Origin of the sequence: Gelidibacter sp., assembly GCF_035577925.1 — a bacterium.
Lineage (GTDB): Bacteria > Bacteroidota > Bacteroidia > Flavobacteriales > Flavobacteriaceae > Gelidibacter.
On the sequence record NZ_DATJCY010000241.1, the window covers coordinates 1 to 15,856 of the forward strand.

The window sequence follows — 15,856 nt, forward strand, 5'->3', positions numbered from 1 at the left end:
TAAATCCGCCGTTGGTACCTTCGCTATAATCTACCGTATCAACTTTCCATCCTCTGCTTTCACAATATTTAGTGTACATTCTAAATAAGTCGCCGGCAAAAATACTTGCCTCATCACCACCTGTTCCTGCGCGAAGCTCAATAATCGCGTTTTTACTATCTTCGGGATCTTTTGGGATCAACATAAACCTGATTTCATCTTCCAATTTTGGAATGCGCTCTTTTGCCTCTTCATATTGCATTTTGGCCATTTCAACCATTTCCGCATCGCTGCCATCATCCAAAATCTCTTCAGCTTCAGCCAAATTGTTAGTCAACTCAATATATTCCTCGCGTTTGTCCACCAACTTTCGCAAATCTTTATATTCTTTATTGAGTTCGATATAACGCTTTTGATCAGAAATAATATCCGGTTGAATGATTAAATCACTAACTTCATCAAAGCGTTGTTTTACTATTTGTAACTTGTCTAACATATAAGGTTTAATTGTGGTGCAAAAGTACAATAATTTCTGAATTTTGAATCGGGAATTTTATTTCTGATTAATGAAAATCATCGTCTTTTAAATTTTTAGTCCCGATTCAGAACTATCAGATTAGATTGGTATTAAAAACTAAAAATCAAAAAAAAATCGTTTCAACACTATGATTCACCGTCTGGAAGCCATTGTCTTATTTTATAAGCCGTACTTTTTATGGTCCATGGCAGTCACTATTTTGATAATTATTTTCAGTCCTTACATTTTAACCTGCATTACCACAAAACTTCTTTTAACCATATTTATCTGGTATTATACAAATGAAACTAGCTCCAAGCGCAAATTGGTTTTTTATAAGAATTTAGGAATTTCTACACGGGAATTATTCTTAGCAGTTTTTTTGATTGATACATTAATATCTATTACCGTTCTACTGATAATTAAAGCATTTATATGATAATTGAACTGGATAATGTAGAGTTATATTTTAATGACAAACGAGTTTTAAACGGCGTTTATTTAAAACTTGAAACCGGCAAAGTTGTTGGTCTTTTAGGAAGAAATGGAAGTGGAAAAAGCTGTTTGCTGCAAATACTTTTTGGAGCCTTACAACCAAAATACAAGCTTATTAGGATTGATGGGCAAGCAATACAAAAACCTCTTTATTACCTAAAGATTATATCTTACCTACCACAGCTGCATTTTACGCCCAACCATTTAAAAATTAAAACACTCTTTTATCTTCTACAATTGGACTGGGAGGATTTCACAAATCATTTTGAAAATTTTTCTACATATTATCACATGAAATTAAATAATCTTTCAGGAGGCGAACGTCGTGTAATCGAAACGTACGCCGTTTTAAAACAGAAAGGAAAGATTGTTTTATTGGACGAACCTTTTTCCAATATTGCTCCTTTATACATTGAAAAAATAAAAAGTTTAATAACATCAGAAAAATCACAAAAAGCAATTTTGATCACCGATCATTATTATAAAGATGTTATCGATATCTGCGATACACTTTATCTTTTAAATAATGGTTGCACGAAACAAATTAAGCATTCAAAAGAACTCGAAACTTATAATTATCTTAATGTTGATACTATATAAAAAAAGAAGGCCAAAAAAGCCTTCTTTTTACATTCATTATCAATATATTACCCGCATTTTGAAGATCCGCAATCCTTACAGGTTAAGCAACCTTCCTGATAAATTAGATTTTCGGATTTACAAGCACTGCACGATTGCCCTTTAACTTGCGTTCCATCTTCAACATAACGTTTTAATGCTCTGGCTACACCATTTTTCCAGGTATTAATGGATTCACTATCCAATTGCAAACTGTTGATCAAATCCACAACTTTGTCTATTGGCATCCCATATCGTAATGTACTTGAAATCATTTTGGCATAATTCCAGTATTCTGGATTAAATTTATGAGACAAGCCTTCAATGGTCGTTTTGTAACCTCTTATATTGGTATATTGAAAATCATAGCGCGAAGTACCATCTTCATTTCTGTTTTTAATAATCAATCCTTCATTTGCCCAACGCGGAATCAAAATACCATCTTCATCATCTGCAAGACCGGTAAAAATTTCATAGGGTCTGCCATCGATCAATCCGATAAACGCAATCCATTTTTCTTTGTTATTTTGAAATCTCACCACATCAGCTTGCAATATTTGTGGACGCTTGGTGGGAAATGCAGTTAAGGTTTCCAACTCATCTTCCTTCTTCTCATCATTAGAAATCAATACTCCAGAGCGCGACCCGTCACGATACACGGTAACCCCTTTACAACCGGCTTCCCAAGCTTCCATATATAATTGGCCAACTAATTCTTCGGTCGCATCATTTGGAAGATTAATCGTAACACTGATAGAATGGTCCACCCATTTTTGAACAGCCCCCTGCATAGATACTTTGCTCATCCAATCTACATCATTGGACGTGGCTTTATAATAAGGTGATTTTTTAATCAAAGCATCCAGTTCCTTTTGGTCGTAGTTTTTATCAAGATCAAGACCGTTAACTTCCATCCATTGTTTAAATCGGTGATGGAACACCACATATTCTTCCCAAGAATCGCCTACCTCATCTACAAAATCTACACGCACATCCTTGTCATTAGGATTTACCTTACGGCGTCTTTTATAAACCGGCATAAAAACAGGCTCAATCCCAGAGGACGTTTGCGTCATTAAACTCGTGGTCCCAGTTGGCGCAATGGTCAATAAAGCAATATTGCGCCGGCCATATTCAGACATCGCATAATATAATTCTTCATCTGCAGCTTTTAAACGCTGAATAAAAGGATTATTTTTTTCTCGTTCAATATCAAAAACCTTAAATGCACCGCGCTCCTTAGCCAAATAAACCGATGCACGATATGCGGCCAATGCCAAGGTTTTATGAACTTCTACTGAAAATTCATTTCCTTTTTCACTACCATATCGGATACCCAAAGCGGCAAGCATATCGCCTTCTGCTGTAATTCCAACGCCTGTTCTTCTACCCTCTTGAGCTTTTGTTCTAATATTCACCCATAGATTTCTTTCAATAGATTTAACATCTTCTCCTTCAGGATCGGCATCAATTTTTTGTAGAATAACATCGATTTTCTCCAATTCCAAATCAATGATATCATCCATAATTCGCTGTGCTGCTGTCACATGCTTTTTAAACAACTCGAAATTGAAATAAGCTTCTTTTGTAAAAGGTTTTTCTACATATGAAAATAAATTGATGGCCAATAAGCGGCAAGAATCATATGGACATAACGGGATTTCACCACATGGATTGGTGGAAATGGTTTTATATCCCAAATCGGCGTAACAATCCGGAACCGATTCATTAATAATAGTGTCCCAGAATAAAATGCCAGGTTCTGCTGATTTCCAAGCATTATGTACAATTTTTTTCCAAATGCCATTAGCATCAATAGTTTTTGAAAACTTAGGATTATCACTAAAAATCGGATATTTTTGGGTGTACTGACCATTTGTTTTCACGGCTTCCATAAAGTTGTCATCGATCCTTACAGAAACATTGGCACCAGTCACTTTACCTTGCTCCAATTTAGCATCAATAAAATCTTCAGAATCTGGATGATTGATAGAAACAGATAACATCAATGCACCACGACGACCATCTTGTGCAACTTCTCTAGTAGAATTGGAATAACGCTCCATAAACGGCACAATTCCTGTAGAAGTTAATGCAGAATTCTTGACCGGAGAGCTTTTTGGACGAATGTGCGACAAATCATGCCCTACTCCACCGCGACGTTTCATTAACTGAACTTGCTCCTGGTCAATTTTCATAATTCCTCCATAAGAATCTGAATCTCCAGAATTACCAATCACAAAACAATTAGAAAGTGAAGCAATCTGATACGGATTGCCAATACCGGCCATCGGGCTACCTTGTGGCACGATATATTTAAAATCTTTGATAAGATCAAAAATCTCTTGTTCTGACATGGCATTTTCGTATTTCGCCTCAATTCGTGCAATTTCTTTTGCAATGCGACGATGCATATCATTGGGTGTCGATTCGTAAATATTACCATCCGAATCTTTCAGGGCATATTTATTTAGCCAAACACGAGCGGCTAAATCATCACCATTAAAATAATCAAGGGCAAAATCAAAAGCTTCTTGTTGTGTATAAATCTTGGTAGAAGCTGTGAGGGTATCAACTTTCATGGAGTTTATGCTTTATGGTTTTTTACATTATTTTTTGAAAGCATAAAGAAACAAAAAATAAACAACATTAAAAACCACTTAAACCACAGAGTTAACAATAAAACAGGCTTTAATTATTGATTATCAGTGTTTTAAATATTTATCAACATTAAAAAGTTGACAAATTTATTTTACAATAAAACAATCTGAAATCCTAAAAATTAATAGCAACACCAACACCAAGGAGTTGTTTCCACTGGACTCTTGCGCCGTTTTCGATGAATTCTCCCGCAACATCAGTAGGGGTTGAAATCTTGATATCATCATCATATCGAAGATGTGAGGTCAAGATAGCTCTGACAAATTGATTGACTTTAAATTCAAAATTCACAAGCCAATCCACATCCACATTTCCAAAACTTTTAATATAATCGGTATATAAATTAAGTTTGGTTGAGATTTTTATGTTTTCGAACATTTCTGTTTCAAAAAAATGCGTGACCAAAATTCCAACTTCATTTTTCACTTTTTGACCATTTTTTATCAGATTTCCATCAAGATCATAAATCCCAGGCTCCACACCAAAAGAACCTTTATTGGCCAATGTTTCATCCAAAACGAAAGTTGTTTTGACCGTTAATGGTGAAAAATAGAAGGAAAATTTCTCCAAATCTTTGCCATATTCGGCTCCACCACCTATAAACATATATCCCGGTGCCATAAATTTAGAAATAGAATTGTCTTTATTAGGATAATTATAGCCATTGGTAAATTGCGACTTAAAATTAAAATGTGCTGAAAAAAACCAATTGGTCAAAGAATCTTTTCGATAGCCCATATTAGAACTGATTTCAAGAATATCCTCAGTTTTTCGCATTCCTTGACTTTCCTGCTTGTTTACGCCATACCGAATGTCACCTTTGCTTTTCCAATAAAAATTTTCGTTGGTATAATTTAATGTAGAGGATACTCCCAAAAGCCCAGAAATAGAATTACTACCACCCGCGTTCCAGTTAACAAAAGTCACTTCACTAACATCAATACTGGCTTTATTGGCTTGTGTCCATTTTGATTTTTTAACAACAGGTAACGAATCGGCTTTAACATTTGCCGTTTGACCGAACGAAAACTGGCATATTAAAAGCATGCCTATTCCTAAAATTTTTCTCATTAAAATAGTTGGTTAAGGGTTTAGATTGAATTAATATACAAACTCTCCAAATTCACTTTTAATAGTCAACTGCTTTGTACTTGAAGCTTCTACCCTGCCTATGACCTGTGCATCTACATTAAAAGATTTTGAAATTGAAATCAAATCTTCAGCTATAGCTGGCGATACATAAAGCTCCATACGATGCCCACAGTTAAACACTTGGTACATTTCCTTCCAATTGGTATTGGACTGTTCTTGGATTAATTTGAACAACGGAGGAATTGGGAATAAATTATCTTTAATGATATGCAGATTATCAATAAAGTGAAGAATTTTGGTTTGGGCACCACCACTACAATGCACCATTCCATGGATATCATCAGCATTATATTTTGATAAAATTTTACTGATGATTGGCGCATAAGTACGTGTTGGCGAAAGCACTAACTTCCCAGCGTCAATAGGAGAACCCTCAACGGCATCGGTCAATTTTACCTTACCCGAATACACCAAATGCTCTGGAACAGCCGCATCAAAGCTTTCTGGGAATTTTTCGGCCAAATATTTATGAAATACATCGTGTCGCGCAGAAGTAAGACCATTACTGCCCATTCCGCCATTATACTCATTCTCATAAGTTGCCTGTCCTGAAGAGGATAAGCCTACAATAACATCACCAGGCCTAATATTAGCATTATCAATAACATCGGAGCGTTTCATCCGCGCTGTAACTGTAGAATCAACAATAATCGTGCGGACCAAATCGCCCACATCAGCGGTTTCACCACCTGTAGAATGTATAGTTACCCCGAAGGATTTAAGTTCTTCAATCAATTCTTCCATGCCATTTATAATAGCAGCAATCACTTCGCCAGGAATTAAATTTTTATTCCTACCAATAGTTGAAGACAACATTATATTACTGGTCGCTCCAACGCACAATAAATCATCGATGTTCATGATCAAGGCATCTTGCGAAATCCCTTTCCAAACGGAAATATCCCCAGTTTCCTTCCAGTACATATAGGCCAATGATGACTTTGTACCAGCACCATCGGCATGCATAATCAAACAATACTCATCGTCATTGGTGAGATAATCAGGAACAATTTTACAAAATGCTTGCGGAAACAAGCCTTTATCAATGTTTTTAATAGCATTGTGCACATCTTCTTTTGAAGCTGAAACACCCCGTTGTGCATATCTTTTACTTACGTCTTGACTCATAACTTTAATTGGATGCACAAAAATAAGGATTGTATTTTAGTTTTCCTTAATAATCGGATTTGAATTAATAATGGTCGGCACCCCTTTTAAAATCCTTTCTTTCTTATTCTGCCCACCAAAGTAGAAATTGGCACCAAATAAGACACGCCAGTAGGCATCATCAGATGCTCCAAATACGACACCATCAAGCTCATCACTCATAACATAATTGTAGTCGGCCATGATTTTTAAGCCAAAACCTGTGGCAACTATTATTTCGACGCCTCCACCACCCTGAAATTTAGTTGCAGTCTGCACAAAATAGTTAGAGGCATTATACCCACCTCCAGCAAATAAAAATGGAGAAAAACTTTGATATGGAGACGCAACATATTCCAAATTCAGGTCAAAAGACATAAACCCCTCATTATAAACATCTTCAAAAGCGATATTGAATTTGTTATAAGTAAATCCAATATTTAAATGTGGAAACATGAAATGCTTATAGCCAATACGTGACGCAATTTCAAAAATTGGACTGGGCAAATCACCATTAATATTTGACGTTCCCACAGCCAACTCAATCACGTTTACACCTCTTTGGTCATAAAAGAAGGTTTTTTTATAGAAATAATCAGCATCGGCCCGATTGCTTTCTTGTGCCAGAGATTTAAAATGACATAGCATTAAGCCTACCAGGCAAAATGTTTTCACAAAAAGGCATCTACAAATCATTGTTGTTCATTTTGATCATCCAATAAAAACTGAGCTAAAAAACATATAATTTTTAAAGTTATTTTAGATAGATTTTTATTTTTGATAATGCAAATTTAGCGGGCTAAATCAAGTCATCAAAGGTTAAAAGATGCTAAAAAGAGCATAAAAAACTAAGAAAAATAAATACTTTAAAAAAAAATATGCCGTTAAAATCTAAACAGGCTGTAAGCGAAAGCTAAGTAATAAAAAAACTCAGAGAAATCACATTTTGCCTCTTCATAATTTTTTTATTCAAGAAAACAATAGTAACAAAAAAGGACAACTAAATTTTAATTAGATGTCCTTTTTATGTTTTCAAAATACAACCAAAGAAGCAGTACTTTCTATTTAAAACACTCTTAACTAATGACTTACTTAAGACATTTAAATATCTTAAAATTATTCATGAACCAAGAGTACAGTATCTTGTTTTACTGCGGAAGTATCATCTTTAGAATCATCTTGAGAAAACAAATAGGTTGCAAACGCCAAAGCAGCAACGCTCAGAATAAGTTTTTTCATTTTTACAAATATTGATTAATAGCGAGACAAATTTATAAAATTAAGACATTGATTGTAAGTGTTTGAGCAACTATCTTTACGGTTTGTCGAACTTTTCGATTAGTTGCATTTTATCAAGACGAAATACAGTTTTTAACCATAATCAATGCATGGATTTTTACTCTTCCTAAAGGTTCCAACCAATAATGAAATAAAAAACCTCTATTAAAGAGGTTTTTTTGAGAATATTATAAAAAAGATTCAATTTAGTTGGTAAACAACAATTCGCGGTATTTAGTCATTGGCCAAAGTTCATCGTCTACCAATAATTCCAACTTATCACAATGATAGCGAATACTGTCAAACAAAGGCTTTACCTTAAAGCAATAATCATTTGCTTTCAATTCAAAGTCTTCGATAAGATTAGCAGCTCTTCTTTCGTCGGTCATTTTTGTGACATCCGAGTTTATGGCCGAAATATGGGCCGAAATATCTTCGATAAGATTGAGTTGCTCTTGACCAAATTTTTTAAAATCCTTACCATATATTTTTTTCAATCCTTTGACGTTTTTTATCAATCGATTTTGATATTGAACGGCAACAGGAACAATATGATTACGCGCAATATCTCCCAGCACACGGCCTTCAATTTGAATGCGCATGATATAATCTTCCATATCTATCTCATAACGCGCCTCAGATTCCACCCTATTTAAAACCCCCATTCTTTCAAAAAGCTCAATATTTTTTTTAGACACTTTTGCTTTTAAAGCCTCCGGGGCAGTCCTATGATTGCTCAATCCTCGTCGTTCCGCTTCTTTCTCCCAAGCTTTGCCATATCCGTTCCCTTCAAAAAGAATGCGTTTTGATTTTTTGATATAATCTCTCAATACATTAAAAATGGCATCATCCTTTTTCATTTTCTTATTATCAATCAAATCATCTACCTCGATTTTGAAATCTATCAATTGTTTTGCCACAATGGTATTCAAAACGGTCATCGGATTTGCACAATTAGCCGTTGATCCTACTGCTCTAAACTCAAATTTATTACCTGTAAATGCAAAAGGGGAAGTTCTGTTCCTATCTGTATTATCCAATAACACATCTGGTATTTTACCAACAACATTAAGTTTTAGATCAGTTTTTTCTTCTGGCGATAAGATACCGTGGGTCACATTCTCCAACTCATTCAAAACCTTTGTCAATTGCTCCCCAATAAAAACAGACATGATGGCGGGCGGAGCTTCGTTTGCCCCCAAACGATGATCATTACTTGCGGATGCTATAGCAGCACGCAACAACTCTTCATTGTCATTGACTGCCTTAATTGTATTAATGAAAAAAGTTAGAAACTGTAGATTGCTCATAGGCGTTTTTCCTGGACCCAACAAATTAATCCCGGTATCCGTACTCAAACTCCAGTTATTGTGCTTTCCAGAACCATTAACACCTGCAAATGGTTTTTCATGAAACAAAACTTTAAAATTGTGCCGTTCTGAAACTTTCCCCATCACATCCATCAATAACGAATTATGATCGACGGCAAGGTTCGCTTCATCATAAATTGGCGCCAACTCAAATTGGTTTGGCGCGACTTCATTATGTCTTGTTTTAACCGGAATTCCCAAAAGCATACATTCTACTTCCAAATCCCTCATATAAGCTAAAGCCCGAGCAGGAATAGAGCCAAAATAATGGTCATCCAACTGTTGGCCTTTAGCCGCCGAATGTCCCAAAAGAGTACGACCTGTTTGTACAATATCGGGTCTTGAAGCTGCCAAAGCACTATCAATCAAAAAATATTCCTGCTCCCAACCCAATGAGGTATTCACCTTTTTTACGTTTTTATCAAAATACTTACATACGGCAACCGCAGCGTTATCCATGACAAACAATGCTCTTAATAATGGAGTTTTATAATCTAAAGCTTCACCGGTATAAGACACAAAAACGGTGGGAATACACAACGCTGTTCCATAAATAAAGGCTGGCGAAGTTGGATCCCAAGCCGTATAGCCACGGGCTTCAAACGTATTTCTTATTCCTCCGTTGGGAAAACTCGATGCGTCCGGTTCTTGTTGCACCAACTGGCTTCCACAAAATTTCTCAATGGCCATGCCGTTTCCTATGGTCTCAAAAAAGGCATCATGCTTCTCGGCAGTAGATCCTGTTAATGGTTGAAACCAGTGCGTATAATGTGTTACTCCCTTAGAAATGGCCCATTCCTTCATTCCTGACGAAACATGATCTGCTACAGAACGGTCAATTTTTGTACCTGTTTGAATGGCAGACATGACGCTCTCAAAAGCTTCTTTGGTAAGAAACTGGCGCATCGTAGATTCATTAAAAACATTTTCACCAAAAATGGCAGACCGACGCTGTGTCTCATTAATATGAACAGGTTTACGATCTAAGGTTTTCTTAATAGCATGGAAACGTAATGTTGACATAATTATCGATTTAATTATTATGTCGCAAAAGTATGAAAAAATGATCAAAAATAATTTTATACCCTATAAAAAATAGGGTCTTGATGCAAAATAATCAAATTAACCTTACAGCACCCCTAATTTTATGGGGCATAAAGCACAGAAACGATAAAAGCGAAATAAAGTACCAATAGAAAAATTGCCTTGAATTTTCCGATAACTAGTTTTTTAGGAAGAAAAGCCAAGAACAACACTACAAAAGCAAAACCAATCATCCACAACATATCGTTATTTAATATTTGGGTGTTTTTCACATCAATTGGGTGTATCATTGCAGTAATACCAAGCACTGCTCCAACATTAAAAATGTTTGCACCTATTAAATTACCCACAGAAAGTGAATGCTCCTTTTTAAATGCCGCCATTAGTGAAGTTGCCAATATTGGAACACTTGTCCCAATAGCAACAACAGTAACAGCAATTACACGCTCACTAAAACCTAATGAAACAGCTATTTGTTGAGCTCCAAAAACAAGCCAGCCACTGCCAAAATAAAGGGTCACTGCTCCTATTATTAACCATATTGCAATTTTAAATCCAGTTACAGCTTGAAGCGATTGGTCGAGCTGTACAATTGGTGCATCAACCTTATTTTTAGATCGATGGATTGCTAACACAATAAATACAATTAGTGATAACACCAAAGCAACACCTTCCCTTCGATCAAGGACATGCCCACTTTTTAAAAGAAAATATAAAGCTACTGTGAACAGCATGGTAATCGACCAAATAAACCCGTTAAAACTTTTATCTATAACCATTGGAAAAATAAAAGCCGTAAGCCCTAAAATCAGACCTACATTCGCAATATTCGATCCTATAATATTTCCTAAAGCAATATCACTAGACCCATCCAAGACGGCACGCAAACTCACTAAAATGTCCGGAACAGATGCTGTAAAAGCAACGACAGTCATCCCTATGATCAACTTGGGAATATTCAATTTCAGAGAAAGTGCGACAGACGAACGCACCAAAAACTCACCACCTATAACCAAAAAGACAAAACCTAATAATATCCAAACAAATGCCATAATTAATAATTTGAATTGCGAAGATACTATAATCCTATGGCTATAGAAGAGTTGATATTTTTGATTTAAAAAAAATACAATGAAGACAGATCCAACAAATAAAACTTCAACAATCTAAAAAAACAACTTCAAAAATCACTTTAGAATCCTTTAGAATTTATGCAAAAACACTTCAAACTAAAAAAAACGTTAAATAACTACAAAAACAATTATACAACTATAAAAACAGTTATATTTGAATTCTAAAATCAATTATCATAATTACATAATCCCAAAAAACACTCATGGAAAAACTGACCAACAAGGAAGAAGAAATCATGCACATCCTTTGGAAGTTAAATAAAGCATTTGTCAAGGACGTTCTTGCAGAAATCAAAGAAGGTCAACCACATTACAACACCTTATCTACAATAATCAGAAATCTCGAAGAGAAAGGCTATGTAAGCTATACTGCGTATGGTAAAACCCATCAGTACTTTCCCATTATCAGTAAAGAAGCCTACAAAAAGCGATTTATGAATACTGCCATCCAAAATTATTTCAACAATTCTTATAAAAATATGGTATCATTTTTCGCTAAGGAAGAAAAAATAAGCATTGAGGAACTTAAGGACATTATTGCACTAATTGAATCTGAAAATTCTAAAAACACCAATTCTTAAACTTCAAAAACCAATTAACCATGGAGTATATATTAAAAACAAATGCCATTATCACACTTTTTTACGTGTGCTATGTGCTGTTTTTACAGAGAGAAACCTTCTTCACGGCCAATCGGTTTTTTTTGATAGCTGGCTTGTTTACAGCTATTCTATTTCCAATGTTTACCATACCTGTTTATGTAGAAGCCATACAATCAACACAATTAATGATAGCCGTAACAGAAACAACAACTTTTGAAAATAGTACTGAACCATTTGATATTTCCGTTTTACTTATTTGGACTTATGTTATTGGCGTCAGTTTCTTTTTAGGAAAATTGACTCTTCAACTAATCTCCTTAGCTTTTATGCTAAAAAGAAACAACAAAAACGCCGTTGATGGATATTTGCACATCAAAACCGATCATGATACCACACCATTTTCATTTTTCAAATGGATAGTTTACAATCCCAAGCAATTTAATGCGGACGAACTTCAACTCATTTTGGAACACGAAAAAGTGCATGCACAGCAAATACATAGTATTGATGTACTCCTCATCCATCTTGCCACTGCACTGTTTTGGTTTAACCCGATCATATGGTTGTACAGAAAAGCATTAAAACAAAACTTGGAATTTATTGCTGATCGCGACACCTTGAAGCAAACATCTTATCAGAAACTGTATCAAAAGTTATTGGTAAAAACCTGCGTACAAAAAAACAACAATATACTTATCAACACTTTTTATAATTCAACAATCAAACAACGAATTGTTATGCTACACACATCAAAATCACATTTTATGAACTGCTGGAAATACAGCATTATCATACCCATTTTGGTTGTTTTCGCCATGAATTTCAATACCAAAATTATTGCTCAGACCTCTATCAAAACGACCAATGGCATTGTTGACGACCAACAAAACATTATAAAATTTGTCGTCACAAAAGATACCAAAGATTCACAATTGGATTTTATCAAAAATAAACTTGCCGATAACGGTGCTACTATTTCATTCGACAATTTAAAACGGAATTCAAAAGATGAAATCACAAACATTAAAATCCAGTTCAAATACAAAAACAGCACTGGCAATCATGCTACGAAATCGTCAGAACCCATCCAACCTATCGAAATTTCAATGAATCCTTCTGATGACGCTTTAAATGTGGGACAACAAATTTCTGGATTGAGTCAAACTTTTGATGTTGACACTACAGATAATGGCCAAAAAGTGATTGTTGTAACCTCATCCACAACTAGCTCAACAACAACAGCATCTTCAAATAAAAGCAGCGACCAAAATGCTAAAGATTCTATTTTTAACGAAACAACAGTTGACACCATTACGTGGACCACTGGTAAAAACAAGAATTTTCATGCGATAGGAACAGATATTAATAAAATAAATGGCAACAACCTCATCAATAACCCCGAAAAGGCACCCTTAATTTTTTTAAACGGAAATAAAATCAATCCAGAAGAAATGAATGATATTGCTCCAAATACAATTAAATCAATTACCATTTTAAAAGATGAGGAAGCCACTAAAAAATATGGTGACACCAATGGAAATGGCGTTTTACTTATTCTATCTAATGACCCATCTTACGTTAAATCCAAAAGCGGCCAACTGATTTCATTGTCCGAAAATCAAAACAAAAAAACAAACAACATCTCTATTGCCACTACCAAAAGCGACAGCAATCCTTTATACATTTTGGATGGAAAAGAAATTACAGCCGAAGAACTTCACGCTATTGACACCAATTCTATTGAATCTATTAATGTTTTAAAAGACAAAAAAGCGACCGAAAAATATGGTGAAAAAGGTAAAAATGGTGTAATTATTGTCAACTTAAAAAAAGAATAGCCGTTTTTAAAAAACGACAATAAAGCCTAAAATCTGTAATTGATTTTAGGCTTTTTTATTGGTGCCCGACAAAAACTATATTTAATGTATTTCCCTTGACTTTCTACCACATGTTAAAAGATGAATCAAGGAAAATCGGGCGAAACCAAACTTGCTCTCTCTTTATTTCCCCAAATATATTCTATCAACGCAGGTTCGTCGATAAACGGATTTCTCCAGAGCGACTAACAGTAAAAAACATGTTCCAAGCCCTTAAGTTTTCACGGTCATATTGATAATTCAATTTTGATCGCCCTTCTTCCAAACACAAGAGCCAAACCTGATTGCTGAGTATGGAAAAATCGACCGGTGAAATTGGCGGTCCGTTCATCGATTATATAAATTGCACAACGAGTTTATAGGTTGGAATAGAAATATTTATAACTTTGCGACTTTCTGTAAAAAGTTAAAAAAACAAGCCTAAACTACTAGAATCAGGCACCTCTTTTTAAGATAAAAAAGAAATGGAAATGTTATTCAAAAAAATCAATTTACGCTAGGAAATGCCCTACATTTATTAAACAATCAGTTTATGTATTAAAACCAACAATACCAATAGCATATATGGATACTACTTTTACTCGTTTTCTAAAGAAAATAAAATTTTTGGCACTTGCTGCGTTTTTGGTGGCACCGCAGGTGAATGCACAAATAATACCAGTGACCCGTATTTTTACGGATTACAATCCGACTGAGGGCCGATTTGACTCAGTGGGTACAGGTGTCGCCTGGGATTCGGATTTGAATACCAATGAAAATTATAGCCCCAGAAACCAGCACCACCTTTTGGGATTTGAGTGGAACGGTACCACCTATGCTACGGGCATTGACGATGCAAAGCTCCCTCCGGGATTTACACCTGGCAAATATCAAGCCTTACCTGTAGGTGACTTTAACCCGACATCAGGCGGTCAGTTCTTGTTTTTACAGTTAGGAGAGCTATGGGACGGTGTTCCCAACGGACTTATTGGAGATATTACCGACAATAACATCCCCCCTCCTTTTTCTGCACCCCAGGGCGTTGGGCAAGTACTCACCTACGGAACGCAGGGTTTAGATTTGGGCTCGGCCTTTACCAATATTCCTGAAAGTGACCCTTTGCGATTTGCCATTACCGGCGGAATTACCAATACCAATGCCATTGGAGATGCCATACCGGATATCGTGGTCACCCAGACGGCGGAACCAGGAGGTAAAACGGACAGAATCTGGTTTGAAGATGCGTCGGGAAATGTAGTAGGAACAGAAATTTCAGTAACATTTGAAACTACAACACCCCATTTGGGCAATACCTATTCAGACTTTTTTGATCCGACTGATGGTAGTGGAACGCAAGATCCTAGATTTATAAATGGCGAGCGTCAGCTCCGAATGATCGCCTTTGATGCCGCAGATTTTGGCATAACGTCAACCAATTCTAAAGACGCCGTTACCTTGGTATATCAACTTGGAGGATCGAGTGATGTGGCTTTTATAGCCTATAACACCGATTTACTTGAACTCACAATAGCCAATAACGATGAAGCCAGTACGCCCATCGGCATCCCGGTAACCATTGACATATTGGCAAACGACAATCCTGACACCCAGGATGATTTGCATTCTTATACCGTTCCTCCAACCACCACCAATGGCGGAACTATTGAGATCAATCCTGATGGCACAATAACCTATACGCCAGCTCCTGGTTTTACGGGACTGGACCAGTTTCAATATACCATATGTTCTAGCTCAACGTCCTGTGCTACGGCAACGGTAAGGATACTCGTGGAAAACCCTGGCTTGACCTTGCTCAAAAGCTCCGATTTTGATAAAAATAGAAATTTTGCCGAGCCGGGAGAAGTGATTACCTATACATTTTTGGCAACAAATACGGGCAATGTTGAATTGACCAATGTAGTTATCTCGGATACCTTACCAGGGCTTTCGGCCATAACTTACGTCAATTCAACAGACCCGGACACATTGGAAGGTACGCTGTCAC

12 protein-coding genes are annotated in these 15,856 nt (G+C 35.9%); 4 read left to right on the forward strand and 8 right to left on the reverse strand.

What is annotated here, in order from left to right; genetic code table 11:
- The coding region (locus VNJ50_RS09720) for a PCRF domain-containing protein (RefSeq protein ID WP_325581344.1) at nt 1-475 on the reverse strand (475 nt) is incomplete at its 3' end.
- Between the two features lie 456 nt (nt 476-931).
- Between VNJ50_RS09720 and VNJ50_RS09725 the strand changes: the two genes are divergently transcribed.
- Nucleotides 932-1,591: an ATP-binding cassette domain-containing protein gene (locus VNJ50_RS09725; protein WP_325581346.1), complete on the forward strand. Its 660-nt coding sequence runs from the start codon at nt 932-934 to the stop codon at nt 1,589-1,591.
- 47 nt (nt 1,592-1,638) lie between these two features.
- Here VNJ50_RS09725 and VNJ50_RS09730 read toward each other — a convergent pair whose 3' ends face one another.
- From VNJ50_RS09730 to VNJ50_RS09760, 7 genes are all read right to left on the reverse strand, one after another.
- A complete protein-coding gene (locus tag VNJ50_RS09730; RefSeq protein ID WP_325581348.1) occupies nt 1,639-4,191 on the reverse strand; it encodes an adenosylcobalamin-dependent ribonucleoside-diphosphate reductase in 2,553 nt (850 codons plus the stop codon).
- A gap of 193 nt (nt 4,192-4,384) precedes the next feature.
- Nucleotides 4,385-5,341, reverse strand: a complete 957-nt coding sequence (locus VNJ50_RS09735; protein ID WP_325581350.1) for a DUF3078 domain-containing protein — start codon at nt 5,339-5,341, stop codon at nt 4,385-4,387.
- Nucleotides 5,342-5,371: 30 nt separating this feature from the next.
- A complete protein-coding gene (locus VNJ50_RS09740; protein ID WP_325581351.1) occupies nt 5,372-6,550 on the reverse strand; it encodes an AIR synthase related protein in 1,179 nt (392 codons plus the stop codon).
- A 36-nt stretch (nt 6,551-6,586) separates the two neighbouring features.
- Entirely contained in the window at nt 6,587-7,243 is a 657-nt protein-coding gene (locus VNJ50_RS09745; protein ID WP_325581353.1) for a Curli production assembly/transport component CsgG, read from the reverse strand.
- Nucleotides 7,244-7,684: 441 nt separating this feature from the next.
- On the reverse strand, nt 7,685-7,807 hold the full coding sequence (locus tag VNJ50_RS09750) for a hypothetical protein (RefSeq protein ID WP_325581355.1): 123 nt from the start codon (nt 7,805-7,807) through the stop codon (nt 7,685-7,687).
- Between the two features lie 245 nt (nt 7,808-8,052).
- Nucleotides 8,053-10,239: a glutamine synthetase III gene (locus VNJ50_RS09755; RefSeq protein WP_325581357.1), complete on the reverse strand. Its 2,187-nt coding sequence runs from the start codon at nt 10,237-10,239 to the stop codon at nt 8,053-8,055.
- A 122-nt stretch (nt 10,240-10,361) separates the two neighbouring features.
- On the reverse strand, nt 10,362-11,312 hold the full coding sequence (locus tag VNJ50_RS09760; protein WP_325581359.1) for a calcium/sodium antiporter: 951 nt from the start codon (nt 11,310-11,312) through the stop codon (nt 10,362-10,364).
- Between the two features lie 284 nt (nt 11,313-11,596).
- On the opposite strand from VNJ50_RS09760, the gene VNJ50_RS09765 reads away from it, so the two are divergent.
- The 3 genes from VNJ50_RS09765 to VNJ50_RS09775 form a co-directional block, all read left to right on the forward strand.
- Nucleotides 11,597-11,974: a BlaI/MecI/CopY family transcriptional regulator gene (locus tag VNJ50_RS09765; RefSeq protein WP_325581361.1), complete on the forward strand. Its 378-nt coding sequence runs from the start codon at nt 11,597-11,599 to the stop codon at nt 11,972-11,974.
- 20 nt (nt 11,975-11,994) lie between these two features.
- Complete coding sequence (locus VNJ50_RS09770; protein ID WP_325581363.1) at nt 11,995-13,833, forward strand: M56 family metallopeptidase; 1,839 nt, start codon at nt 11,995-11,997, stop codon at nt 13,831-13,833.
- 603 nt (nt 13,834-14,436) lie between these two features.
- The coding region (locus VNJ50_RS09775) for an Ig-like domain-containing protein (protein WP_325581366.1) at nt 14,437-15,856 on the forward strand (1,420 nt) is incomplete at its 3' end.